The organism is Chromobacterium sp. LK1, from assembly GCF_001043555.1.
Classification (GTDB): Bacteria; Pseudomonadota; Gammaproteobacteria; order Burkholderiales; family Chromobacteriaceae; genus Chromobacterium; species Chromobacterium aquaticum.
The window spans coordinates 158,919-182,884 of sequence record NZ_LDUI01000003.1; the positions used below are offsets into that span (position 1 = coordinate 158,919).

Here is a 23,966-nt window from a genome sequence, read left to right on the forward strand (position 1 = left end):
GGGTCAGCCGCGGGGCTTGCGCAGCTTGCTGGCGGATGGGGAGGCGAGCGTGGCGGCGATGTCGGCTTCGCTGGGCGGCGCGCTTTGACGCAGCGGGCAGCGCTTGCCGTACATCAACTGGCGGTCGAAGGTCTTGCCGGTGCGGTCTATCACGTTTTGGAAGTAGTTGATCAGCATGCGCCGCTTGCTGGCGGACAGATCGCGCGTCACCGGCATCTGGTCCGGGTCTTCCATCGGTTTGTCGAAGACGAAGCGCATGATGAAGGCGCTGGCGTCGGCCACTGCCTGCTTGGAAAAGTCGAACAGGCCCTGGCTCATCACCGGGTAGAGGTTGGCGTATTGCTGCAGGATGGGTTGCACGTCTTCCCAGCTTGGATTGTCCAGATCGATGTTCTGGCCCGGCTGCGGGAAGCTGCTGAAAACCACCACCGCCAGGTTGTCGTAATGCTGCTGCAGCGCCGGGTCGGGGCCGGCCAGATTGTAGGAAATGGTGAATAGCTGGCCGTCCATGTATTCGCGCGGGGTGCCGAAGGTTTCCGGCCCGTGCAGGGTGATGGCGGCCCGGCCGGCCTGGTCGGTGACCGGTTCCGCCGGGCTGATGCGGATGGCGGCGTTGGGCACGTTGTTGACCGGCAGCAGCGCGCGCGGCGTGGTGCCCACGGTGGCGTCGGCGGGGGTATTGCCGTAGTCCAGCATCGGCGCGCCGGCCCAGAAGGCCAGCGCAGCGCCGGCCAGCGGCTGGCCATAGCGCGCGGCGTAGACATGGGTGTGCAGGTGGTTCTTGTCCGGGTGGTTGGGGTCCAGGCGGATGGCGAAATCCTCGGCGCGCACCTCGTTGCCCAGCAGTACTTCGCGCACGCAGACGGTGGCGCGGCCTTGCGCGTCCACCGGCTGGACGATGGCCAGCGGAAGGGGCCGGGTGGCCAGCCGCAGCTGTTCCTCGGTCAGCGGCACCGACTGGATGCCGGCCTGCTGGTCTTGCAGCGTTTGCGAGGTGTCCACGCTAGCGATGACGGTGTAGTCGCCCGGGCCGATCTCCGTGTCCTGGGCGGTCAATTCCTGATGCAGGATCGCGTATTGCAGAGGCGGCAGCGCGACGACCTGGTTATTGCCATCCACTGGCAACGCATTGCTCAGGTCCACTTGCAGGCTGGCGGTTTCCTGGTCCAGCCAGGAAGAGAAACAGCCGATGCCATTGCCGGACACCGAGTCCTGCAGGCTGTTCTGAGTGGTGGGCATGAAGCGGCGGCCCAGGATGAAGGAGCGCGGCTGGTCGGCATAGGCCGGGCCGATGGCGCCGAGCACGGTGCCGTAGCCGAACAAGGGCGAGCCGGCGTTCATATCGTAGCCGTAGGTGGATAACCGGATGGACAGCCGGTCCTGCTCGCTCAGCTCGATCAGGCGCGCCAGCAGCGGGCTGTCGAAGCCGTCCAGATGCCAATGGATATTGGTGAGCACGGATTGGAAGATCGCCGAGGCGCCCATATCGCTGCCATTGCCCTGACCGCGGCCAAACCACAGATCGCGGAAGGGGTTGCTCTGGTAATCCGCGGTCATCAGCGGCGTGCCGTCCGGCTTGAGCAGCGACACCGCCAGGCCGTAGACATTGGAGGCCAGCTGCCAGTCCGGGTCCAGGTCCACCATCTTGGCGGACGGCTTGCCAATGGCGTTGCCCACGCTACAGGACAGCAGCGGGTCCTGCGCCGGATTGGTGATCTGGATGCCGCTGGGCCCGCGCAAGCTGGTCACTTGGCAGTTGGCGAAGCGCATGATGGCGGTGCCGGTGGGGTGCCACCAGCCGTTGTAAGTCTTGGTGTTGCCGGCGGCATCCGCTTGCTGGAACTCCTGGAAGTGAGCCTCGAAGGTGGCGTTGTCGAAGTGGCGCGGGTCGTTGTTGACGGTGGAGACGTCGGCCTGGAACTGGCCGGCAAAGGCCAGCCGGGGAAACTGCAGATAGCTCATATGGGCTCCTAGCGGTGAGGAAAATCCGCGGACGACTATGCTTGGCGTTTTAATTCCATACGCATAGCGCGGGTATAGGCAGCGCTGACCATTAGGGCAATGTTCTTTAGGACAGGTGGATGCCGGGCCGCGGCGCGGCCCGGCAGAGAAGGCGGGGCTTAGCGGGAAGTGTGTTGCCGGTACTGGCGAATCAGCGCCTGGGCGTCGGGGTCCGGGCGCAGGCCCAGTCGGGCGGCGCGCGCGTCGTCCACGCGCGCCGGCCAGCCGGAGACGATGGCCTGGATGGCCGCGTCGGGCTCAAAGCGCACCAGCTGCCGCGTCGCTGCGCCGGCTTCCTGTTCCAGTGCATTCAGCAACTCGCCCACGCGCAAGCTCAGCGCCGGGAGATTGAGCGCGGTGCGGCCGCCAAAATCCGCATGGCTGGCTTCAAACGCCGCGATCAGGCCGGCGATGGTATTGGCCGGCGAGGCCAGCGCAACCTGAGTGTCCGGCGGCACCGGGCAAACCGCTGGTTGGCCAGCCAGCGGTTCGCGGATGATGGCGGACAGAAAGCCGGACGCCGCGCCGTTGGGGCGGCCGGGACGAACCGCCACCGTCATCAGCCGCGCGCTGCGGCCGTCGATATAGCCCTTGCGGCTGTAATCGGCCACCAGTTGCTCGCAGATGAATTTCTGCGCGCCGTAAGAGGTTTGCGGCGCGGGCAGGGTGCGGTCGTCGATTACGGCGGGCAGCGGCAGCGCCGGATCTGCGCCGAATACCGCCACCGAGCTGGAGAAAACCAGCCGCGGCCGCCTGCCGGCACGTCGCAGCGCGTCCAGCAGCGCGCGCGTGCTGTCCAGATTGGCGGCCAGGCCCAGGTCGAAGTCGCGCTCGCACTCCGCCGACACCGCCGAGGCCAGATGGAACACGCCGTCCAGAGCATGGCGGGACAGAGCCTCCGTCATCTGGAGCAGATCGCCGACGAAGGTGTCAACGCGCGGATCGAGCTGCAAATCCACCGCAGGCGGGTGTAAGTCGGCCAGCAGCAAGCGCTCGATTTTATGGGTGTCCAGCTGGCCGCGTTGCAACAGCTCGCGCGCCAATCTGTCGCCGATGAAACCGGCCGCGCCGGTGATCAGTATTTTCATTGCTTGTCCCTCCAGGCTTGCCACCAGTCAAGGCCGGCGCGGGTGTCGCCGCGCGGGCGGTATTCACAGCCGACATGGCCGGCGTAGCCGAGCGTGTCCAGCTGCGAGAACAGGGCGGGGTAGTCGATCTGGCCGTCTTCGGGTTCGTGGCGGCCGGGCACGCCGGCGATTTGGATGTGGCCAAGCCGCTCCCAGACGCGGGGCAGCCAGGCCAGCGGATCGCCGTCGCTGATACGGCAGTGGTAGCAGTCGAATTGCAGCCGCAGATTGGCCGCGCCTACGGCGGCGATGCAGTCCAGCGCCTGCTGCTGCCGGCTCAGAAAATAGCCGGGCATGTCGGTGGCGTTGATCGCTTCGATCAACAAAGTAATGCCATGGGGCGCCAGCCGGTCGGCGGCTCGGCGCAGATTGGCGAGATAGACGTCGCGCGGCGCGGCGTCGCCCGGCGGCGGGAGGCCAGCCATCGCGTGCAGGCGGCGGCAGCCGGTGGCCAAGGCGTATTCCAGCGCGCGTTCCACGCTGGCGGCGAATGCCTCCTCGCGGCCGGGCAGCGCCGCCAGGCCGCGTTCGCCGGACGCCCAGTCACCAGGCGGCAGGTTGAACAGCGCCAGGGTCAGATCATGTTCGCGCAAGCGGCTGGCGATGTCGGCGGCTGGCCAATCGTAGGGGAACAGGCATTCCACCGCGCGGAAGCCGTCATGGGCGGCGGCGGCGAAGCGTTCCAGGAATGGTAGCTCGGTGTACAGCAGGGTCAGGTTGGCGGCGAAACGCGGCATGGCGGCTCCTTGAAGGCTAGCGGTTGACCAGGGCGGCGGGGATTCTCAGCACCGCCAGCGCGCCTATCACCAGGCATAGCGCCAGCAGTGTCAGGCTGACGGCGTTGTCGCCGGTCAGGTCTTTCAACGTGCCCACCAGAAAGGGGCTGGCAAAGCCGGCCAGATTGCCCACCGAGTTGATGATGGCGATGCCGGCCGCCGCCGCGCCGCCGCTGAGAAAAGCCGTGGGCAACGACCAGAATAGAGGCGCGCAGCTAAGCACGCCAGCGGCCGCCAGGCACAGCGCCAGCAGCGACAACGCGGTGCTGTCCGGGAACAGCGCCACGGCGACGAAACCGGCGGCCGCGGTCAGCGCCGGCAGTGCCAGGTGCCAGCGGCGTTCACGCCGGGCGTCGGCGCTGCGTCCCAGCAGATTCATCGCCAGCACCGCGGCGAGGAAGGGGATGGCGCTGAGCAGGCCTATGGCCAGATTGCTGGCCACTCCGGTGTTGCGGATGAAGCTGGGCAGCCAGAAGGTGACGCCGTACTGACCCATGACGAAGCAGAAATAGATCAGGCACATCAGCCAGACGCGGCGGTCGGTGAAAGCGTCGCGCGCGCTGCCGCGCGGCGGTTTGTGGGCATTGTCGGCGTCCAGTTCGGCGTTTAGCCGCGTTTTCTCTTCCTTCGTCAGCCAATGGGCCCGCTCGGCGGAGTCTTCCAAGCAGCGCAGCACCACCAGGCCCAGCAAGACGGCGGGCACCGCTTCCAGCACGAACATCCATTGCCATCCTGCCCATCCGGCGATGCCGGCCATGCCGTCCATGATCCAGCCGGACAAGGGGCTGCCGAAAATGCCGGACAAGGGAATGGCGGACATGAACAGCGCCACCATGCGCGCGCGGCGATGGGAAGGAAACCAGTAGGTCAGGTAGAGGATGATGCCAGGATAGAAGCCGGCTTCAGCCGCGCCCAGCAGGAAGCGCAGCGTATAGAAGGCGGCCGGAGTTTCCACCCAGGCGAAGGCGGCGGAAATCAGGCCCCAGGTGATCATGATGCGGGCGATCCACACCCGCGCGCCGATCCGGTTCAGCGCCAGATTGCTGGGCACTTCGAACAGGAAATAGCCCAGAAAGAAAATGCCGGAACCCAGGCCGAAGATGGTGTCGCTGAAAGCCAGGTCCCGGCTCATCTGCAGCTTGGCGAAGCTGATGTTGACCCGGTCCAGATAGGCGGCGACATAGCACAGCATCAACAGAGGCATGATGCGCCAGGCGATCTTGCGATACAGCGCGGCGCCAGACTGTGAGCCGACGGTGTCTTGAGGGGCGATGGCATCCATTCAGTTCTCCTTGCCAGGCGAAGAGAGGTTTACCAACTGGCGCCAAAGCGCTGGCGCAAGTCGTCGATCTGCTCGGGAATCAAGGACGTGGGCTGGCCCTGGGTCAGCAGCCACAGGCGCGCGGTTTCCTCCAGTTCTTCCAGCGTGGCCATGGCGGCGGCCGGGCTGGGTCCCCAGACGGTGGGGCCCAGCCGCTCCTGCATCACCGCGCGCAGGCGCAGGCCCTTGGCACGGTGGCGGGTCAGAGTGTCGGCAAGCCAGTGCGCCGCATGCGGATCGCCGGGGCTCAGGTAGGGGATGCAAGGCACATGGCCCACCTTCATCACGTAATACGGCGTCAGCGGCGGCAACAGATCGGTTTCGTTCCAAGCGCGCAGCAGGCTGAGAGCCACCAAGTGGCTGGAGTGGGTGTGCAGTACGCAGCCGGCATCGGGCTCCAGATCATAGAGGCGCTGGTGCAGCAGATGGCTCTTGCTGGGCGGCGGGCCGGCCAGGCGCTCGCCGTCGGCATTCAGCCAGGCCAGCGTTTCCGGCTCGAGAAAGCCGAGGCAGGCGTCGGACGGGGTGATCAGCAGGCCGCCGCCGGCGGCGGTTGGCACGCGGGCGCTGATATTGCCGGCGCTGGAGTGGATATAGCCGCGTTGAAACAGCGATTGGCCGACGCGGCAAATCTCCCGGCGCAAATGGAATAGGTCTGGATGCATCGTGGTCTCCCGGTTCAGTAGCTGCCGCCAAGCGCGGTGCTGAAGAAGTCGTCGGCGCCGAAGTTGCCGGATTTGAGCGCCAGCCATAGCGGCCGGCCCTCCGCTTGTGTCCAGGGCACGCCGGGGCAGATGGCCAGGCCGACGCGAAGCGTCTCCGCGCCCAAGGCCTGAACGACGGCGCCCGAGGTTTCGCCGCCGGCCACCACCAGGCGGCGGACGCCGGCGGCTGCCAGACCGCGGGCGATGTCCGCCAGGCAGGCTTCCACTAGCTGACCGGCGCGCTCCGGGCCTAAAGCCAGCTGCGCCGCGGCGACGTCTTCCGGCGGCGCGCTGGCGTAGATCAGCACCGGCTGCCGCTGCGCTGCGGCCCAGTCCAAGGCTTCGCCGGCGCCGGTCTGGCCGGCGGCCAGGCGCAATGGGTCCAAGCGCCAGGCGGGGCGGTCGGCCGCGATCCAATGGCGTACCTGGCGCTGGGTGGCTTGTGAGCAGGAACCGGCCAAGACCGCGGCAGCGCCGTCAGCCGGTGGCCACGGGCCGGCCGCGACCGCGGGTTGGAACCAGCGCCGCGCTGCATAGGCGGCCGGCAGTCCGAGCGCCAGGCCGGAGCCGCCGGTGAGCAGAGGGTGTTCGGCGCAGGCTTCGGCGAGGGCGAAGAGGTCGGCATTGTCGAGCGCGTCGGCGATGGCGAAGCGGTATTGGCCGTCGCGCAGACGCACGCATTCTGCACGGATGGCCGCCGCGCCCTGGCTGACCGTGGCGCGGCTCAGCAGGCCCACCTTGCCGTGGCTTTGCGCCTGCAGCACGCGCACCAGATTGGCGTCACGCATCGGCGTCAGCGGGTGATCGCGCATGCCGGAGTCGGACAGCAGTTCTGTGCCGACGAACAAATGGCCCTGGTAGACGGTGCGGCCGTTGTCGGGCAGCGCCGGGCAGGCGATGGCGAAGTCGGCGTCCAGCGCTTGCAGCAGCGCTTCGGCCACCGGGCCGATATTGCCGCGTGGGCTGGAGTCGAAGGTGGAGCAGTACTTGAAGTAGTAGCGCAGCGCGCCATGGTCTTGCAGCCATTCCAGCGCCGCCAGCGAATCGCGCACCGCCTGTTGCGGCGGATTGGTCCTGGATTTGAGGGCAATGACCACCGCGTCGCTGTCGGCGGTGGGCGGGTGGCGCAGATCGGTTCGGATCGTGACACGCATGCCGCTTTGGGCGAGCATGCCGGCGATGTCGGTAGCGCCGGTGAAGTCGTCGGCGATGACGCCTAGTAACATGGGCAACTCCTGTCGGTGAGAAAGGGATGCAGCCTGTCTGGCGAACGAAAGGGCTTCGTTCATGTTGTATGGTTATCATACAAGTTGAGGCGAGTCACGTCGGCGGCGGCCGTGAGGGGCAAGGGAGTGTCGCCAAATGCCAACATCAGCCTCGTCGCGAAGGGGCGATGGGCGGGGTGCTATAGTGGCTGCTACGCGCCGGCGAGCGGCAGGCATGGGAGGGGGGAAACGCTTGTGACAATGATGTTTCAGCAAGCCCAGACGGGGGCAAGATTATCCGAGCAGGTGGCGGAGGCGCTGGCGGGCGGCATTCGCGACGGCGCCTGGACGCCGGGCTGCAAGCTGCCGACCGAGGCGCAGCTGGCACAGCAATTCAAGGTCAGCCGCACCGTGGTGCGCGAGGCGATGTCGCAGTTGAAATCGCTGGGTTTGGTGGAGTCGAGGCAGGGTTATGGCGTGCTGGTGTTGGCGCCGGGCCGGGCGCCGCTGAATTTCGGCGCGACGGAGGCGCATTCGGTCAGCGCGGTGGTGCAGATGGCGGAAGTGAGGCGGGGTTTGGAGGCCGAGGCGGCCGGCTTGGCGGCGTTGCGGCGCGACCCTGCCGCCTTGAAGGCGATCCGCGCCGCGCAGGCGGCGGTGGAAGCGGCCGGCCGTTCCGGCGGCGGGGTGGACGAAGACGTGGCCTTGCACCGCTGCATCGCCCAGGCCGCCGGAAATCCCTTTTTGCTGGAAACCATCGACTATCTGGCAGCTCATCTGCGCGGCGCGGTCGCCGTGTCGCGCGCGTTCGAAAGCCATGATCCGGCGATGCTGGCTGAGGTCAACGCCGAACACGCGGCCATTGTCGACGCCATCGCCGCCGGCGACGCCGAGGCGGCGCGGCAGGCGGCGACGCGCCATATGGATCAGGCGATCCGGCGCATCCAGGCGGCTGGGCCGGAGTTCTGGCTGGCCGAGGGCTATAGCCTGGCGCAGGCGCTGGAGCGGGGCTGAAGAGGCTCCATCCCGCGCAGAGAGACTTCCGCGCCTAGCGACATCGCGTGCTTGAACACATTGCCCGGGTCGTATTTGCGCTTGGTCGCCACCAGCTCCGGATACAGCGCGCCGTAATACAGCTCGCCCCAGCTATAGCCGGGTGTGCCCGGCCGCGCGCCATTCAGCATGTCCACGTCCGGGTAGTTGATGTAGCAGCCTTCGTAGGGCGAGTCCGGCAAGACCGCCGAGGCCGGGTAGGGCGTGCCGTTGAAGCCGTCGGCGGCGTAGACGGCGTCGAAGAACTCGCGCATCCAGTTCAAGTGCTTGGCGTCGTTGGCCGGGTCGGTCCAGTAGCTCTGGTATTGCAGCTTCATCACCGAGGCGCGCTGCGGCACCGCGGTCTGGTTGTCGGCGGGATCGAAACCGTTGTTGCCGGTGCCGCGGCGGTTGATCGCGCCGCCGTAGGAGTCCACTTGCAGCAGCGATTGGGCAAAGTCCTGGTCGTGGGGATGGGCGTTCAGATGCTGGTGGATCGCCTTGCACTCGGCCTGGCTGAAGTTCTGTTTCATATAGGCGGATTTGTACTTGCCGCGCTGATTGTTGCCGGAACCGTTCAGCGTCTGGGTGGCGTACAGCCAGTCCATCGCCTGCGCGTGTTCCGGCAAGGGCGCGCTGTTCCTGGGCGGCGAGCGGTGCGGGATGTGGGGCAGATGGCCGCCGCCGGGCAGATAGGTGTTCAGCAACTGCGGCGAGGCCACTTGCGCGATGCGCCGATAGAAATCGTTGAACGGCGCGGTGTCGTTCAGCTTGCCGTCCCGGTCGGTGTACTGCACCACCAGCCCCAGTTTTTTGGCGCTGACATGGGTGAGCTTGAGCAGGCTGAACAGGCCGTAGCCATCGGGCTCGCTGTCCGCCTCCCGCCAGTATTGGCCGTAGGTTTGCAACAAGGCGGTGAAGCGGCCCAGATCCTTGAAATCGTTCCAGTCGAATTGCAGGAATTGCACGCCCACCTGCTGTGGCGCCGGCGGCAAATCGTCGAAGTAATAGCTGGTGATCAGGCCAACATTGCCGCCGCCGGCGCCCTTGCACAGCTTGAGCAGATCGGAGAATTCATTGTCGGCGCGGGCGTGGACCTTGCGCTCCTTGCCGCCGTCCGCCAGCAGAATATCCACCGCGCTCAGCCAATCCACGGTCAGGCCTTGTCGCCGCGACAGCAGGCCGTAGCCGCCGCCGCTGATATGGCCGCCGGCGCCCACCGAGTAGCAAGAGCCGCCCGGCACCGTCTTGCCGGTGAGCTTGTACAGGCCGACATAGCCGTCCCAGTTCTGATTGCCGGCCAGGAGTTGGAAGCCGTAGCTGTGGCCGTCCGCCACAACGTCGCGGCGCAAACCGGAAAGTTGGCCGATGTCTATGATCAGGCCGCCGGGATTGTTGCTGACGAAGCCCTCGTAGCAATGGCCGCCGCTGCGGATGGTGGGCTTGAGCTTATGATCCAGCGCGTATTGCAGCGCGGAGACGGCTTCGGCCTCATCGCTGCAGATGACAATGCCGCTGGCGGCCTGGCCGGCTTCCGGCCAGCGCAGGTTGAAGCCTTTTTTCAGTGTCTCGTAACGATGATCGTCCGGGGTGATGGCATTCAAGCCCATGTGCTCTTCTCCTTGTGCGGCCGCGACGGCGGCTGTGCGTTTTGAATGACATTGTTTTATAGACGAGGGGTGAGAGGGCGAGGCTGGCAAATGCTGAGCTTGGTGGCATTGCTTGTTTTAACGTTTCATTTCTCGGGGTCCAAGCTTGAATCCGCTGGATTTTGTTCTGGCATGAAATGACATTTGGATGTTGTTTTGCTACGCTCCCTGCCAAAATCAGGAGCGAGCGGACATGATCAAGCAATGGATGGGCCTGGCCCTGCTGCTGGGCGGCCTAGGCGGCGCGGCGCAGGCCGGCGAGGCGTTTGGCGCGCCGGGACTGACGGCGGTGCGCGGCCCGGCGGCCAAGTCTTTCGTCGGCGTGGCAACGGAGGGGCCGTCGCGGGTGTATTTCACCGGCTATCGCGGCGTGGTGTCCGAGGTGTTCTACCCGGCGGTGGACAGCCAGGCGGCGGTGGATCTGCAATTCCTGGTGGGCGACGCCGGCGGCGGTTTCGTCGACGAGGAAAAGCAGCAGGACTACCGCGTGCAGCGGCTGCATCCGCGCAGCATGAGTTGGCAGGCGCAGACCGGCAACGCGGCCCATCACTGGCGCATCAGCAAGCGCATCTTCACCGATCCGGCGCGCGACGCGCTGATCCAGCGCGTCACCTTCAGCGCGCTGGACGGCCGCCGCGTCGGCGATTTCCGGCTTTATCTGCTGTTCAAGCCCTATCTGGACAATGCCGGCGCCGGCAATAGCGCCGCCACCCTGGCGCGCGCCGGCGGCGGCGCGGCCTTGGCGGCCAGCCGCAATCAGCGCGCCTCGGCGCTGCTGAGCAGCCTGCCGTGGAGGACGCAGAACGGCCGCCGCATGCTGTCCAACGGCTTTGTCGGCCTCAGCGACGGCTGGACCGATCTGCTGGGCGGCGGCGCCGACAAGCGCATGGATTGGACTTTCGATTCCGCCGGCAACGGCAATGTGGCGCAGATGGGCTGGCTGGAACTGGGCGACCCGCGCGCCACCAGCGTGTCCTTCGACGTGGTGCTGGGCTTTGGCGCCAGCCAGGGGCAGGCGCTGGACGCGGCCGAGGCGGCGCTGGGCGGCGATCTGGACGCGGCGCAGCGCCGCTACGACGCCGGCTGGCAGGCTTACGCCGCTGGCCTGTCCGATCAGGGCGGCAGCGCCGACGACGGCTACTACCTGGCGGCGATGACGCTGAAAACCATGCAGGACAAGGCCAGCGGCGCGATGGTGGCCGGCCTGGGCACGCCATGGGGCGCCAGCCAGGGCGATGCCAACGCCGGCGGCTATCACCTGGTGTGGCCGCGAGACCTGTTCAAGTTCGCCAACGCCCTGCTCACCGCCGGCGACCGCGCCACCGCCGCGCGGGTGACGGATTATCTGTTCAACACCCTGCAGCAGCGCCGCGACTGCGGCGTGGCGGAATACGACGCCGCCGGCTGCCCGGACGGCTTCAGCCGCAACGGCCGCTTTCCGCAAAACGCCTGGGTCAGCGGCGCGCAGTATTGGCAGGGCACCCAGATGGACGAGCAGGCCATGCCCATCCTGCTGGCTTGGCGCCAGGGGCCGGCGGTGTATTCGCCGCTGTGGCCGCGCATCAAGCTGGCCGCCGACTACATCCTGAGCGCCGGGCCGTGGACCTACCAGGAGCGCTGGGAGGAAAACAGCGGCTATTCGCCGTCCACGCTGGCGGCGCAGATCGCCGGCCTGGCCGCCGCCGCCGACATCGCCCGCGTCAACGGCGACGACGCCAGCGCCGCGCGCTATCTGTCCGCCGCCGATTACTGGCAGCAAAACGTGGACGCCTGGACCTTCACCCGCAGCGGCGGCTTTGGCGACGGCCGTTATTATCTGCGCCTCAATCCGTCCGCGCGCGCCGGCGGGGCCAGCCGCGCCGGCCAGGCGCCGGCGCTGGGCCCGGACACGCCGCAGACGCTGGAAGTGAAGAACGGTGGCGGCGGGCGCGATGCGCGCCGGGTGGTGGACGGCGGCTTCCTGGAATTGGTGCGCATGGGGGTGAAGCGCGCCGACGATCCGGCGGTGCGCGCCACCTTGGGCATTTACGACGCGGTGCTGGGCCAGCGGCTGGAGCTGCCCGGCGCGCCGGCTTTGCCGGTCAACGCCTGGTTCCGCTACAACTTCGACGGCTACGGCGAACGCAATGACGGCGGCGATTTCGCCGGCAGCGGCGTGGGCCGCTTGTGGCCCATCTTCACCGCCGAGCGCGGCATCTACGAGATTGCGCGCCAGGGCGGCGGCACTGCCGGCCAGCCCTATCTGGCCGCCTTGAAGCAACTGGCCACGCCGGAGGGCATGCTGCCGGAACAGGTGTGGCCGCATAGCGCGGTGCTGCCGGATGGCTGGGCGGTGGAGACGCCGGCCGGCAACCGCGCCGGCACGCCTACTCGCTCGATCGCGCCGCTGAGTTGGGCGATGGGCGAGTACATCAGCTTGCTGGCCTCCATCCGCGCCGGCCGCGTCGTCGATCTGCCGGAAGCCGCCTGCGCGCGTTACTACGCCTGCCGGGTAGAGCCCAAGGCCGGGGAGGCGACGGTGGAGATCCAGGCCGCCGCCACGACCAGCTGGGGGCAGCAGCTGTATGTGACCGGTGCGGCGCGCGCCTTGGGCAATTGGAACACCGATCTGGGCCTGCCGGCGGACGCGGCGGCCTACCCGCTGTGGAAGACCCGGGTCAATCTGCCGGCCGGCCAGCGCATCGAGTACAAGTACTACCGCAAGAACGCCGATGGCAGCGTGAGTTGGGAGCAGCGCGCCGGCAACCGGGTATTGCAGGCGCCGGCCGGCGGGCTGACGTTGAATGATCAGGTGAACTGGTAAGAGCCTGTTCAAAGTCTGCTGCGTTCGTGAAGCGTCACACGGTGAGTACCAGCTCAAAATGCTCATGTACCACTCGTACATTCCGCTTTTTCGCTCGTTTTCGCCTTGTCTCGCTCTTGCTCGCGAGACTTTGAACAGGCTCCAATACGCTATTGATTTATTTGGAATATTGAAAGCAAATTTAATTACTTTTTGATATTAAACATGGCTTTTATAGTGTGCTGAGTCCCCCTTGTTCAGGAACTCGCCATGTCCATGTTCATCTCCCGCCGTTCCCTGCTGGCGCTCAGTCTCGCCAGCCTGTCCTTCCTCGCCTTGGCGGCACACGCCGCCGAGGCGCCCATCGTCATCGGCTACCAGACCGGGGTCGATCCCTCCAAAGTGGCCCAGGCCGACGGCTTGTATGAAAAAGCCATCGGCCGGCCGTTGCAATGGCGCAAGTTCGAGAGCGGCGCGGAAGTGCTGGCCGCGCTGGCCTCCGGCGACGTGCATATCGCCGATTTGGGCTCCAGCCCGCTCAGCGCCGCCGCCACCCGCCAACTGCCGATCCAGACCTTTCTGATCGTCGCCGAGATCGGCAACTCTGAGGCCTTGGTGGCGCGCAAGGGCAGCGGCATCAAGACCCCGCGGGACCTGATCGGCAAAAAGGTGGCGGTGCCCTATGTCTCCACCACCCATTACAGCCTGTTGGCCGCGCTCAAGCACTGGAAGCTGGACCCGGCCAAGCTATCCATCGTCAATCTGCGCCCGTCCGAGATCAGCGCCGCCTGGCAGCGCGGCGACATCGACGCCGCCTATGTCTGGGACCCGGCCTTGAGCCAGGCGCTGAAAACCGGTTCGGTGCTGGTCAATTCCGAACAAGTGGGGCAGTGGGGCGCGCCCACTTTCGAAGCCTGGGTGGCGCGCAAGGATTTCGCCGCGGCCCAGCCGCAGGCGCTGGCCGCCTTCGCCAAGGTGACCTTGCAGGCCTTCGCCGATTACCGCGCCAAGCCGGCGGCCTGGAGCGCCGGTTCACCGCAGGTGGCCAAGATCGCGCGGCTGACCGGGGCCGATCCGGCGCAGATTCCCGGCCTGCTGGCCGGCAGCCGCTTCCCGCTGGCGCAGGAACAGCTGTCGCCGCGCTTGCTGGGCGGCGGCACCGCCAAGGCGCTGCGCGACACCGCCTTGTTCCTGAAGGAACAGAAGAAGGTGGAAGCGGTGCTGCCGGATTATCAAGCCTATGTCGAGCCGCGCTTCGTGCGGCTGGCGCAGCCGCGCTGAGCGCGAGGAGGCCGCGATGGCGAGCTTGATCGTGGAAAACGCCGGCGTCAGCTACGCCGGCCCGTCCGGCCCGGTGCAGGCGCTGGACCGGGTGTCGCTGGAGCTGCGTTCCGGCGAAATCGTGGTGGCCCTGGGGCCGTCCGGCTGCGGCAAGTCCACCTTGCTGGGGCTGATGGCCGGCTTTCAGACACCCAGCCAGGGCCGGGTGCTGGCCAATGGCCGGCCGGTGCGCGGGCCGGGCGCGGATCGCGGCGTGGTGTTCCAGGACGACGCGCTGATGCCCTGGCTCAACGCCGAGGACAATGTCGCCTTCGGCCTGCGCCTGCGCGGGGTGCCGCGCGAGCAGCGGCGAAGCGAGGCGCGCCGCATGCTGGGCTGGGTGGGGCTGGAAGCCTTCGCCGGCCACGCGCTCAGCCAGATGTCCGGCGGCATGCGCCAGCGCCTGGGCCTGGCGCGCGCGCTGGCGGCCGATCCCGACTTCCTGCTGCTGGACGAGCCCTTGGGCGCGCTGGACGCGCTGACCCGGGAAAAGATGCAGTCGCTGATCCTCAGCCTGTGGCAGCGCAGCGGCAAGGGCATTTTCCTGATCACCCACAGCATCGAGGAAGCGCTGTTCCTCGGCACCGAGCTCTTGGTGCTGACGCCGCGCCCCGGCCGCATCGCGCTGCGGCAGAAACTGGGCTTCGCCCACCGCTACGCCGCCGGCGAATCGGCGCGCTCGATCAAGGCCGATCCCGCCTTCATCGCCATGCGCGAGCATTTGCTGGACTGGATTTTCCGCGCCGAGGAGGCCGACCATGCCGCCGCTTGAACTGACTGAATTGGGCCCGGCCGCGCAGGCCGAGCTGAGCGCGCCGGCGCCGGTCCATCCTTCTAGCCCTAATCCTGGCCGCTTCGCCGCCTGGCGCCGGCGCTGGCCCAGCGCGCTGTCCGTGGGCGGCCTGCTGCTGTTGTGGTGGGCGGCCAGCGCCGGCGGGCTGGTGTCGCCGCTATTCCTGCCCGGCCCGGCCCAAGTGGCGGCGCGGCTGGCGGACCTGGCCGTCAACGGCTTCATGGACGCCAGCCTGTGGCGTCACGCCGCCGCCAGCCTGGGCCGGGTGGGCCTGGCGCTATTGCTGGCCGCGGCGACCGCGGTGCCGCTGGGCATGCTGATGGGCCTGAGCCGGCGCGCGCACGCGGCGCTGGACCCGCTGATCGAGTTTTACCGGCCGGTGCCGCCCTTGGCCTATCTGCCCTTGATCGTGATCTGGTTCGGCATTGGCGAGGCCAGCAAGGTGCTGCTGATCTATCTCGCCATCTTCGCGCCGCTGGCCATCGCCACCGCCGCCGGCGTGCGCCGAGCGGACCCGGCGCGGCTGCAGGCGGCGCGCTCGCTGGGCGCCAGCCGCAGCCAGCTGCTGCGGCTGGTGGTGCTGCCCAGCGCGCTGCCGGAGATCCTGACCGGGCTGCGCATCGGCCTGGGCGTGGGCTGGTCCACCCTGGTGGCGGCGGAGCTAGTGGCCGCCACCCGCGGCCTGGGTTTCATGGTGCAGTCCGCCGCCCAGTTCCTCGTCACCGACGCGGTGATCGCCGGCATCCTGATCATCGCCTGGATCGCGCTGGCGCTGGAATTGGGGCTGCGTTGGGTGGAGCGGCGCTTCGCCGGCTGGGCCGCGCCGGAACGTTTTTGAGCGAGTTTTCGATTTCTTGGATTTGGTTTCCGCCGCGCGGATAAGGAGCACATTCATGAGCCTGCAACTGCAAGCCATCAGCCCGGCCCTGGGGGCCATTGTTTCCGGCGTCGATCTGAGCGCGCCGCTGTCCGGCGCCGAGCGCGACGCGATCGAGGCGGCGCTGCTGCGCCACCAGGTATTGTTCTTCGAGAACCAGCCGCTGACGCCGCGCCAGCAGCGCGATTTCGCCGCCCGCTTTGGCGATCTGCACCTGCATCCGGTCTACCCGACGGTGGCGGAGCAGCCGGAAATCATCGTGCTGGACACCCATGTCGACAATCTGCCGGACAACGACAACTGGCATACCGACGTCACCTTCATCGCCACCCCGCCGCTGGGCGCGGTGCTGGTGGCGCGGCAGTTGCCGGAGGTGGGCGGCGACACGCTGTGGAGCAGCAACAGTGCCGCTTACGAAGCCTTGTCGCCGGCCTTGCGCTCGCTGCTGGACGGACTCAGCGCCGAGCATAGCTTTGTCCACTCCTTCCCGGAAAGCCGCTTCAAGGACACGCCGCAATACGCGCGCTGGCAACAGGCCAGCCGCGACCATCCGCCGGTGGTGCACCCGGTGGTGCGCACCCATCCGGTCACCGGCCGCAAGGGCCTGTTCGTCAATGAAGGCTTCACCACCCGCATCCTGGAACTGGCGCCGCGTGAGAGCGATGCCCTGCTGGCGCTGCTGTTCGCCCATGCCGCGCGGCCGGAATTCACCGTGCGCTGGCGCTGGAAGGAACACGACCTGGCGTTCTGGGACAACCGCGTAACCCAGCATTACGCGGTGGCGGACTACCTGCCGCAGCGGCGGGTGATGCACCGCGCCACCATCCTGGGGGATCGGCCTTATTGAGCCGATATCGGCCCTCCAGCTCCACCCGGCCATGGCCGGGTTTTTTCATGCCCTTGGTCTGGCTGTGTGCCGCAGCGGCGCTGGGGGCCGCTTACAAGCACTGGCTACACTTGGCTCAGCGCACATAAGCCATTGCTGTTTTGGCATAAATTGCGTCGACCCCGCGCGAGACGATAAGTATGATATTTGACTTTCTGTGTTGGATGTATTGAGAGAATAACAATGAAGATCGCAAAGAAATGCCTGGTACTCGCCATGGCGGCGGCCGCGGGGCTGAGCGGCTGCGCGACCGAAAGCTCGCGCGCGCTGACGGTGGCCCAAGTGGAAACCGCCGGCAAACCTTATGCCGGCCCGCGCTCCCCGATCGCGGTGGGCAAGTTCGACAACCGTTCCAGCTATATGCGCGGCATATTCTCCGACGGCGTGGACCGTCTGGGCGGCCAAGCCAAGACCATTCTGATCACCCATTTGCAGCAGACCAACCGCTTCAATGTGTTGGACCGCGACAATCTGGAAGAGATGAAGCAGGAAGCCGCGTTCAGCAAGCAGGCGCAGGCGCTTAAGGGCGCCACCTATGTGGTGACCGGCGACGTGACCGAATTCGGCCGCAAGGAAGTGGGCGACCACCAGCTGTTCGGCATCCTCGGCCGCGGCAAGCAGCAGATCGCTTACGCCAAGGTCAACCTCAACATCGTCAAGGTGGCCACCTCGGAAGTGGTGTACTCCACCCAGGGCGCCGGCGAATACAGCCTGTCCAACCGCGAGATCATCGGCTTCGGCGGCACCGCCAGCTATGACTCCACGCTGAACGGCAAGGTGCTGGACCTGGCGATGCGCGAGGCGGTGAACAAGCTGACCGCGGCGATAGATTCCGGCGCCTGGCAGCCGGGCAAATAAAACTCGCTAACAAAACCCCTGATCCCGCGTTGCGCCTCCGACGGCTACCGCCTGCGTTGGCGCGTGTTGGCTCAGCATCTCCGCGAGGTTTGGTTAGCGGCGCTAAGCGTTAAGCAAGCCTCGCATGATTGCAGGACGGGCCTTGCGGCCCGTCCGCGCTAGCTATTGCAAGATTGAACATCATGACACACAAGATGGCGAAAACGCCGCTATTGGCGCTGGCCCTGCTGGGCGGCGCATTGTTGACTGGCTGCGCCAGCCAAAGCTCGCTGTACCAGTGGGAAAGCTACCAGCCCCAGGTGTACCAGCACTTCAAGGGCGCGGCGGCGGAAGAGCAAGTGACCGCGCTGGAGCGCGACCTGCAGAAGATCCGCTCCAGCGGCAAGACCCCGCCGCCGGGCTACCATGCCCACCTGGGCATGTTGTACGCCAGCCTGGGCAAGGACGATCAGATGGTCCAGCAGTTCCAGACCGAGAAGCAGCTGTTTCCTGAATCCGCCGCCTATATGGACTTCCTGCTGAAGAAGGCCAAGAAGTGAAAGACCGCACCATGATCAAACGCATTGCCCAATGGCTGGCCTGCCTGGCCATCGCGGCGCTGGCCACCGGCTGCGCCACCTCCAAGCCTTACGACTACACCGCTTACAAGCAGAGCCGCCCGCGCTCCATCCTGGTATTGCCGCCGCTGAATGAATCGCCGGAAGTGGCGGCCAGCCACAGCATGCTGTCGCAAGTGACCATGCCGCTGGCCGAAGCCGGCTACTACGTGCTGCCGGTGGCGCTGGTGGACGAAACCTTCAAGCAGAACGGCATGAGCACGGCTTCGGACATCCACGGCGTGGCACCGGCCAAGCTGAAGGAAATCTTCGGCGCCGACGCCGCGCTGTACGTGACGGTGAGCAAGTACGGCACCAGCTACAGCGTGATCAGCAGCGACACCATCGTGTCCGCCAGCGCCAAGATGGTGGACCTGAAGACCGGCGCGGTGTTGTGGACCGGCTTCGCCTCCGCTTCCAACAACGAGGGCAACAACAATAACTCCGGCGGCCTGGTCGGCATCCTGGTGACCGCGGCCCTGAAGCAGATCATCAATACCGCCACCGACGCCAGCCACGATGTGGCCGGCATCACCAGTCAGCGCCTGCTCAGCACCGGCCACGACGGCGGCCTGTTGTACGGGCCCTATTCTCCGAAGTACGGCACCGACTGATAGTCGTTTCTCCGAGACAGCAGCAAGCCCGGCAGCGCCGGGCTTTTTTTATGGGCGCGAGTTTATCTTCAGTTGAAATGATAATGGCATCTTAATTTAATGGATTTCGGGTAATATGCGTTCGCCATATCAGCGGCTGCATTCCGCCGGCCGCGGCCCATCACAATCAGAAGAGAAACCGTCATGAAGAAACTCACGCTTGCCATGCTGCTGTCCGCCTGCGCGCTGCCCAGCACCCAGGCGCTGGCCTGGGGCCAGGAAGGCCACCGCGTCACCGGCTACATCGCCCAACAACTGCTCAGCCCGCAGGCCAAGGCCGTGGTCAATCAATTGATCCCCAATGCCGATTTCGCCCAGCTGGCGCTGTACATGGACCAGCACAAGCAGGATCTGAAGCAGCAACTGCCGGGCTCGGATAAATGGCATTACAACGATGAGCCGGTGTGCAACGGCGTGGAGGAGGACGACTGCCCCAATGGCAATTGCGCGTCCAATCAGATCGAGCGTTACAGCAAGGTGCTGGCCGACAAGAGCGCCGGCAAGGCCGCTCGCGCCCAGGCGCTGACCTTCCTGATCCACATGATCGGCGACATCCACCAGCCGCTGCACGCGGCGGACAACCATGACCGCGGCGGCAACGACGTCCGCGTGCGCCTGGCCGGCAGCAGCAAGGTCAGCAATCTGCATTCGGTATGGGACACCGCGCTGGTGCAGCAGGCCTTGAACGGCGCCAATGAGCAGAGCTGGGCGGCGCAGGACCTCAAGTACTACGCGCGCAACATTCCGGGCTGGCAGAGCGGCAAGGCGATGGACTGGATCAATGAATCCAATCAGTACGCGCGCAGCGAGGTTTACGGCCCGCTGTCCAATTTCAGCTGCGGCCAAGCGCCCAGCGATGTGGCCTATCTGGACCGTACCTACCAGACCGCCGGCGCGCAGCTGATCAAGCAGCAGCTGGCCAAGGCCGGCGCGCGCATCGCCATGGTGATCAACCAGGCGCTGCAGTAAAACGGCGCGCCCGCGCTAGAATGGCGGCTCCGTCGTCACCGGAGCCGCCATGTCCATCCACGAGCTCAGCCTCAAGGGTTTCCGTTCCATCCGCCAACTGCGGCTGGCGCTGGAGCCGCTCAATGTCGTCGTCGGGCCCAATGGCTGCGGCAAATCCAATCTCTACAAAGCGGTGCGCCTGCTGCACGAGGCCGCCTGCGGCCGCCTGTCCGCGGCATTGGCGGAAGAGGGCGGCATCCAGAAGGCGATGTGGGCCGGCGGCTTGCGCCGCGGCGACCGCAAGGGCGAGCCCAAGCGCATGGTGCTGGCGGCGCGGCTGGCCGATTACGACTACGAATTGCAACTGGGCTATCCCGAGCCCAGCCGCAGCCTGTTCTCGCTGGACCCATTGGTGAAGGAGGAGACGCTATGGCTGGCCGGCCAGGGCCGCCGCCCTTCGGCCCAGGTGCTGGAGCGGCGCAATCAGAGCGCCTTTCTCACCAGCGTGGACGGAGTCAGGACCACCTATCCCTTGGGCCTGCAGGCCGAGGAGTCGGTGTTCGGCCAATTGGCCGAGCCGCATCTCTATCCCGAGGTGTCGCAAGTGCGCGAGACGCTGCGGCGCTGGCGCTTCTATCACGAATTCGCGGTCTGGCCCGGCTCGCCGCCGCGCGCGCCGCAAGTGGGCATCCGCTCGCCGGTGCTGGCGCACGACGGCGGCAACCTGGCGGCGGCCTTCCAGACCATTGTGGAGATCGGCGACGTCGAACTGCTGCGCAGCGTGCTGGCCGACGCGTTTCCGGACAGCTGCTTCCAGGTGGAGGCGCTGCATGGCCGTTTCCAGATATTGATGCAGCGCGACGGCATCCTGCGGCCGCTGGAGGCGGCCGAATTGTCCGATGGCACCTTGCGTTTCCTGTGCCTGGCGGTGGCCTTGCTCAGCCCGCGCCCGCCAGCCTTCATGGCCTTGAACGAGCCGGAAAACAGCCTGCATCCGGACCTGTTGCCGGCGCTGGCGCGGCTGATTGCCGAGGCTGGCCGCCACAGCCAGCTATGGGTGACCAGCCATTCGCCGCGCTTGGCGGAGTTGATCGCGCGCCACCGGCCGCTGCGCCGTTTCATGCTGACGCAGCGCGATGGCGAGACGGTGCTGGCGGATGAGGATTGAGCCGGGGCCGCTTGGTCGGTTTGGCATTTGCGGAAATTGAAAACGGATGGATGCGGGGCGGATTATTTGCATGTAGAATTCCCGCCGCCATACCATTTGAATATAAGAAAGAACTTTCCGTGAAGAAATTATTCGCCGCTGCTTCTCTGCTGGCGCTGCTGTCCGGCTGCGCTTCCACTCCGCTGGCCACGCCCGAGGCGGACGCCCAGGCCAAGCAGTTCAACGCCCAGCCCAATAAGGCCCGTGTTTACATCTATCGCAACGAGGCGATGGGCGCCGCAGTGAAAATGAACGTGCTGGCCGACAACAAGGCTCTGGGCGATACCGTGTCCAAGACCTATATCATGGCAGATCTGGAGCCGGGTTCGCACACGTTGGTGGGCAAGGCCGAGAACGATTCCAGCCTGACCATGGACATGGTGGCCGGCAAGATCTACTACGTTTGGCAGGAAGTAAAGATGGGCGTGATGTACGCTCGCAACAAGCTGCAGAGCGTGGACGAGGCCGAAGGCCAGGCAGGGGTGAAGGAGTCCCAGCTAGTGCAGTCGCCGCAATAATAGATGGCTTGAACGCGCTTGAGTCAGCCGCGTTCCGTAAAAAAAGCCCAAGCGTTTTTTAGCTTGGGCTTTTTCCATGGTGCAGACCGCCTGCTCAGACCGGCTGCAGAAACAGCGCCTGCTCCGCCGCGCGGCGGCGGGTGAGGCCGGGCAGGACTTTGCCGCCGGCCTTGTTCCAGCGCGGAAACTGGGCGGCGGCACCGGCGTAGTCGCGCTGATTGAGCAGGCGCAGCAGGGTGGAGTTCTGCAGCGAACCCAGGCCCAGGTTGTAGCTGAAGCTGACCAGCGCATCGAACTGGTTCTGGTTCAGCGGCACCTGGGCCAGCCGGGTGACGCCGGTTTCGAAGCGGTTCAAATCGCGCGCCAGCAGCGCGTCGGCCTGAGCCTGGGTGATGACCAGGCCCGGCGTCACGTCCGGACCGGTGTGGCCGTAGCCTATGGTCCAGACGCCCACCGCGTCCTGGTAGGCCTTGAGGCGCAGGCCTTCGAATTGCTGGATCAGTTTGATGCCGTTGGCGCTGATATTCATGTCGGGCTCCTGTGGAAAGGGCCCCCGGCGGACGCGGAGAGACGCTCGAAAGAATCTGAGGCGGGAGGAGAAGCGGGCGGGGGCGGGACCGGCCGCGCGGGGCGGTCCGGGTGCGTCGTCCCCATTATGCTCAGGGCCCGGAAGCGGGCCGAGGCGACGGGTGTCAGTGGCGGGAAGGGGGACCGACTGGGGCTCCACCCACCCTAGGAGCGGTCGCTCGGCATGGGCAGGCTGGGTGGAGCGCAGCGGACTGTTAAGCGGTTTTTAGTACACAAAGCGCTCGCGCAGGTCTTCCAGGTTCAGTTCTCTCAGAATCGCCTCCTGGCGTTCGCGCGCGCTGTTTTTGCGCTGGCCGGTGTACTTGGCGATGATCAGCTCGTTCTTCATCGAGTGTTCCCAGCCCACCAGCTCGGTGACGGTGAGCTGATAGCCGCGCGCTTCCAGTTGCAGGCAGCGCAGCACATTGGTCAGATGGCTGCCGAACTCGCGGGTGTGGATGGGGTGGCGCCACATCTCGGACAGCGGAGTCAGGCCGAAGCTCTGGTTTTTCTTCTGGCGCAGCACGCCGGCCACTTCCGCCTGGCAGCAGGGCACCAGCACGATGTAGCGCGCGCTCTTGGCCAGCGCGAAGCGGATGGCGTCGTCGGTGGCGGTGTTGCAGGCGTGCAGCGCGGTGATGATGTCCACCTGCTCCGGCAATTGCTCCGAGGTGATCGACTGTTCCACGCTCAGGTTCAAGAAGCCCATGCGTTCGAAGCCGAGGCGGGCGGCCAGCTCTTGCGAGCGGCTGACCAGTTCCGGCCGGGTTTCGATGCCGTAGACGCTGCCGGCGGCCTTGTCCTTCAGGAACAGGTCGTAAAGGATGAAGCCCAGATAGGATTTGCCGGCGCCGTGGTCGGCCAGGCTCATCTCGCCTTTTTCCGCCAGCACGTCGGCCATCAGCGGCTCGATGAACTGGTACAGGTGGTAAACCTGTTTCAGCTTGCGGCGGGTGTCCTGGTTGATCTTGCCGTCGCGGGTCAGGATGTGCAGCTCTTTGAGCAGTTCCAGCGATTGCTGTGGTTTGATCTCGGGAATCAGGCTCATGGCGGCCTCCTGCGAAAAACGAATCGCCGGATTTTAGTCCAATTCGCGCCGGCGTGCTTGGGCGCTGGTTTCAATGCTCCTGTCTAACTGGCCGGCTGCGCGCTGATCCGCTCTAGCCAGCGCAGCATGTCCTGCTCCACTTCCACGCGGTTGGTTTCGTTCAGCATTTCGTGGCGGCCGCCGGGGTAGACCGTGGTCTGCACATCGAGCAGGCCGGCCTCGCGGTAGCGGATTTCCAGCTGGCCCAGGCCCAGCTTGCCCAGGCTGACCGGGTCGCGGCTGCCGGCCAGCAGCCAGACCGGACAGCGGCGCGGCAGGCTGTCGCCGCTCGCCTCGCCGCGCTCCATGGCGATGATGCCGCCGAACAAATCTATCCACAGGCCGGGGCAGGGGTCGAAGCCGCATAGCGGGTCCGCCAGGTATTTGTCCACTTCCGCCGGGTCGCGGCTCAGCCAGTCCATGCCGGTGCGGGCGGGTAGGAAGCCCAGGTTGAAGCTGCCGAAAATCAGCCGCGCCAGCAGCCGGCTGGGACGCTCCGGGCTGCCGCAGCGGGCCACCAGCCGCGCCAGGCCGCGCAGCAGCCAGGCCAGCGGCCGCTGGCGGTAGCCGGTGGCGGACAGGACCAGGCCGGACAGCGCCGCGCCGTGGCGCAGGAAATAGGAGCGGGCGATGAAGGAGCCCATGCTGTGGCCGAACAGCGTCACCGGCAGGCCGGGGTGGGATTCGGCGGCGTGGCGGCGCAGGGTGTCCACGTCGGCCACCACCTTGTCCCAGCCGCCGTCGGCGGCGAAATGGCCGCGCAGCCGCGGCGCGGCGCCGTGGCCGCGGTGGTCGTGGGCATAGACGGCGTAGCCGGCGCCGGTCAGCGTTTGGGCGAAGCGGTGGTAGCGCACCGCGTATTCGCTCATGCCGTGGGAGATCAGCACCACGGCGCGCGGCGCGCCGTCCGGCAACCAGCGGGCGGCGTGCAGGATTTCCCCGTCGTCGGCGTTCAGATGGAAGGTTTGCATGGTGTTGAGCCCTTTTATGGCCTGTTTTGACTGCGCCGCGGCATCAGGGTTGCGGCGAAGCGGCGGCTTCACAGCAGAACATGGCGCA

22 protein-coding genes are annotated in these 23,966 nt (G+C 66.5%); 12 read left to right on the forward strand and 10 right to left on the reverse strand.

What is annotated here, in order from left to right; translation table 11 throughout:
* Positions 1-3 precede the first annotated feature (3 nt).
* The 6 genes from VI26_RS02455 to otnK all read right to left on the reverse strand — a co-directional run bounded on the left by VI26_RS02455 (position 4) and on the right by otnK (position 7,155).
* Positions 4-1,962, reverse strand: a complete 1,959-nt coding sequence (locus tag VI26_RS02455) for a hypothetical protein (protein WP_048408138.1) — start codon at positions 1,960-1,962, stop codon at positions 4-6.
* A gap of 158 nt (positions 1,963-2,120) precedes the next feature.
* Positions 2,121-3,089: a D-erythronate dehydrogenase gene (gene denD / locus VI26_RS02460; RefSeq protein WP_048408139.1), complete on the reverse strand. Its 969-nt coding sequence runs from the start codon at positions 3,087-3,089 to the stop codon at positions 2,121-2,123.
* On the reverse strand, positions 3,086-3,865 hold the full coding sequence (otnI, locus tag VI26_RS02465) for a 2-oxo-tetronate isomerase (RefSeq protein WP_048408140.1): 780 nt from the start codon (positions 3,863-3,865) through the stop codon (positions 3,086-3,088). The genes denD and otnI overlap by 4 nt, the downstream gene beginning before the upstream one ends.
* A gap of 16 nt (positions 3,866-3,881) precedes the next feature.
* Positions 3,882-5,186, reverse strand: a complete 1,305-nt coding sequence (locus VI26_RS02470) for an MFS transporter (RefSeq protein WP_048408141.1) — start codon at positions 5,184-5,186, stop codon at positions 3,882-3,884.
* A 29-nt stretch (positions 5,187-5,215) separates the two neighbouring features.
* Entirely contained in the window at positions 5,216-5,890 is a 675-nt protein-coding gene (locus VI26_RS02475; RefSeq protein WP_048408142.1) for an aldolase, read from the reverse strand.
* 14 nt (positions 5,891-5,904) lie between these two features.
* A complete protein-coding gene (gene otnK, locus VI26_RS02480) occupies positions 5,905-7,155 on the reverse strand; it encodes a 3-oxo-tetronate kinase (RefSeq protein ID WP_048408143.1) in 1,251 nt (416 codons plus the stop codon).
* Between the two features lie 240 nt (positions 7,156-7,395).
* Here otnK and VI26_RS02485 point away from each other — a divergent pair, with 240 nt between their 5' ends.
* On the forward strand, positions 7,396-8,148 hold the full coding sequence (locus tag VI26_RS02485) for a FadR/GntR family transcriptional regulator (protein WP_197081359.1): 753 nt from the start codon (positions 7,396-7,398) through the stop codon (positions 8,146-8,148).
* On the opposite strand, the gene VI26_RS02490 is transcribed toward VI26_RS02485, so the two are convergent.
* Positions 8,115-9,776, reverse strand: coding sequence for a BBE domain-containing protein (locus VI26_RS02490; protein ID WP_082150842.1), 1,662 nt, complete (start codon positions 9,774-9,776; stop codon positions 8,115-8,117). The two genes, VI26_RS02485 and VI26_RS02490, sit on opposite strands and share 34 nt — an antisense overlap.
* 232 nt (positions 9,777-10,008) lie before the next feature.
* Here VI26_RS02490 and VI26_RS02495 point away from each other — a divergent pair, with 232 nt between their 5' ends.
* From VI26_RS02495 to VI26_RS02545, 11 genes are all read left to right on the forward strand, one after another.
* Positions 10,009-12,618, forward strand: a complete 2,610-nt coding sequence (locus tag VI26_RS02495; protein WP_048408210.1) for a glycoside hydrolase family 15 protein — start codon at positions 10,009-10,011, stop codon at positions 12,616-12,618.
* A gap of 249 nt (positions 12,619-12,867) precedes the next feature.
* Positions 12,868-13,878, forward strand: coding sequence for a taurine ABC transporter substrate-binding protein (tauA, locus tag VI26_RS02500; protein ID WP_231580945.1), 1,011 nt, complete (start codon positions 12,868-12,870; stop codon positions 13,876-13,878).
* Between the two features lie 16 nt (positions 13,879-13,894).
* Positions 13,895-14,689, forward strand: coding sequence for a taurine ABC transporter ATP-binding protein (locus tag VI26_RS02505; protein ID WP_048408212.1), 795 nt, complete (start codon positions 13,895-13,897; stop codon positions 14,687-14,689).
* Positions 14,676-15,548, forward strand: a complete 873-nt coding sequence (gene tauC / locus VI26_RS02510; protein ID WP_082150843.1) for a taurine ABC transporter permease TauC — start codon at positions 14,676-14,678, stop codon at positions 15,546-15,548. Before VI26_RS02505 ends, tauC begins: the two co-directional genes overlap by 14 nt.
* A gap of 55 nt (positions 15,549-15,603) precedes the next feature.
* The gene (gene tauD, locus VI26_RS02515) at positions 15,604-16,434 is read left to right on the forward strand and encodes a taurine dioxygenase (RefSeq protein ID WP_048408145.1); all 831 of its coding nucleotides are present in this window, start codon (positions 15,604-15,606) and stop codon (positions 16,432-16,434) included.
* Positions 16,435-16,656: 222 nt separating this feature from the next.
* Positions 16,657-17,331 carry a CsgG/HfaB family protein gene (locus VI26_RS02520; RefSeq protein ID WP_048408146.1) on the forward strand — a complete coding sequence of 225 codons (675 nt, stop codon included), beginning with the start codon at positions 16,657-16,659 and terminating at the stop codon, positions 17,329-17,331.
* Between the two features lie 182 nt (positions 17,332-17,513).
* Complete coding sequence (locus VI26_RS02525; RefSeq protein ID WP_048408147.1) at positions 17,514-17,870, forward strand: DUF4810 domain-containing protein; 357 nt, start codon at positions 17,514-17,516, stop codon at positions 17,868-17,870.
* Between the two features lie 11 nt (positions 17,871-17,881).
* Positions 17,882-18,541, forward strand: coding sequence for a DUF799 domain-containing protein (locus VI26_RS02530; protein WP_048408214.1), 660 nt, complete (start codon positions 17,882-17,884; stop codon positions 18,539-18,541).
* 183 nt (positions 18,542-18,724) lie between these two features.
* Positions 18,725-19,549, forward strand: coding sequence for a S1/P1 nuclease (locus VI26_RS02535; RefSeq protein ID WP_053074187.1), 825 nt, complete (start codon positions 18,725-18,727; stop codon positions 19,547-19,549).
* 49 nt (positions 19,550-19,598) lie between these two features.
* A complete protein-coding gene (locus tag VI26_RS02540; protein WP_048408148.1) occupies positions 19,599-20,696 on the forward strand; it encodes an AAA family ATPase in 1,098 nt (365 codons plus the stop codon).
* A gap of 119 nt (positions 20,697-20,815) precedes the next feature.
* Entirely contained in the window at positions 20,816-21,253 is a 438-nt protein-coding gene (locus VI26_RS02545; protein ID WP_048408149.1) for a DUF2846 domain-containing protein, read from the forward strand.
* 94 nt (positions 21,254-21,347) lie between these two features.
* On the opposite strand, the gene VI26_RS02550 is transcribed toward VI26_RS02545, so the two are convergent.
* The 3 genes from VI26_RS02550 to VI26_RS02560 form a co-directional block, all read right to left on the reverse strand.
* Positions 21,348-21,782 carry a lysozyme gene (locus VI26_RS02550; RefSeq protein WP_048408150.1) on the reverse strand — a complete coding sequence of 145 codons (435 nt, stop codon included), beginning with the start codon at positions 21,780-21,782 and terminating at the stop codon, positions 21,348-21,350.
* Between the two features lie 264 nt (positions 21,783-22,046).
* A complete protein-coding gene (locus VI26_RS02555; protein WP_048408151.1) occupies positions 22,047-22,868 on the reverse strand; it encodes an SAM-dependent methyltransferase in 822 nt (273 codons plus the stop codon).
* Between the two features lie 83 nt (positions 22,869-22,951).
* On the reverse strand, positions 22,952-23,878 hold the full coding sequence (locus VI26_RS02560; protein ID WP_048408152.1) for an alpha/beta hydrolase: 927 nt from the start codon (positions 23,876-23,878) through the stop codon (positions 22,952-22,954).
* Positions 23,879-23,966 lie beyond the last annotated feature (88 nt).